1 protein-coding gene is annotated in these 1223 nt (G+C 65.9%); it reads left to right on the forward strand.

The window, feature by feature from the left end; genetic code table 11:
• Positions 1 to 265: 265 nt before the first annotated feature.
• On the forward strand, positions 266 to 1081 hold the full coding sequence (locus tag AC1RQF_RS33310; RefSeq protein ID WP_273999245.1) for a MetQ/NlpA family ABC transporter substrate-binding protein: 816 nt from the start codon (positions 266 to 268) through the stop codon (positions 1079 to 1081).
• Positions 1082 to 1223: the final 142 nt, after the last annotated feature.

Below are 1223 nucleotides of genomic sequence, written 5' to 3' on the forward strand. Positions count from 1 at the left end.
CCGGTTGCGCCCCCCCCCCCCCCCCCCCACGGCGCGCGCGCCGGCGCGACCGGCCGCGCCGAGCGGCGGGAGCGGGGACGACGCGGCGCGCGCCGAGCCGGCCCTGGCCTGAGGCATACCCATATGAGCGGGATGTATTTCACAGGGCGCGGATCCTGTGCCACCATCTGCGCTCTGTCGGACGGGCGGCCTCGGGCCGCCATCCGTCCCTCATGAGTTCCCTTTTCGAGCCTGATCCGTACTGCAAGCAAGCGAGACATAACAGATGAAGCGTCGCAATCTCCTGAAAGTGGTTTCCGTCGTCGCGGCCGGCGCGGCACTGAGCATCGCCTCCGGCGCGTACGCGCAGGACAAGGTCATCAAGGTCGGCACCGTCGCCGGGCCGGACTCGGAGGTGTGGCAGGTCGTGCAGAAGGTCGCGAAGGAGAAGGAAGGCCTGACCGTCAAGGTCATCGAGTTCAACGACTACGTGCAGCCGAACGCGGCGCTCGACGCGGGCGACCTCGACGCGAACAGCTTCCAGCACGGGCCCTACCTCGACAGCCAGGTGAAGCAGCGCGGCTACAAGATCGTCAGCGCCGGGCTCACCTACATCTCGCCGATCGGCGTGTACTCGAAGAAGTTCAAGTCGCTCAAGGATCTGCCGCAGGGCGCGAAGGTCGCGCTGCCGAACGATCCGTCGAACGAGAACCGCGCGCTGCTGCTGCTGCAGTCGCAAGGCGTGATCAAGCTGAAGGCGGGCGCCGGCACGGGCGGCAACAACGCGACCGTGCTCGACATCGCCGAGAACCCGAGGAAGCTCAAGCTGACGGAACTCGACGCCGCGCAATTGCCGCGCGTGCTCGGCGATGTCGACGCGGCGGTGATCAACACCAACTACGCGTTGGCCGCGAACCTGCAGCCGACCAAGGACGCGATCGCGCTCGAATCGCTGACGAGCCCGTACGCGAACCTGATCGCGGTGCGCGCGAAGGACAAGGATCAGCCGTGGGTGAAGAAGCTCGTGAAGGCGTACCAGTCGCCCGAGGTGAAGGAATTCATCGCGAAGCAGTTCAAGGGCTCGATGGTCGCATCGTTCTGAGCCGCGCGCTTCGGCGCGCCGTGGTTTCATGGAAAAGCCCGCTCGTGATCGTGCGGGCTTTTTTCAGGTTCATCGCGGGAAACCGTGGAAGCTTTGGGTGCAGTTGGTAATCTGACGCCAGTGGAAACGGGCGTTGGAGGCC

Source organism: Burkholderia sp. GW821-FHT14F03 (assembly GCF_058803765.1).

Bases quoted from the DNA above. Each gene is read 5' to 3' on its own strand.
- AC1RQF_RS33310 (WP_273999245.1), top strand. From the start codon at position 266: ATGAAGCGTCGCAATCTCCTGAAAGTGGTTTCCGTCGTCGCGGCCGGC.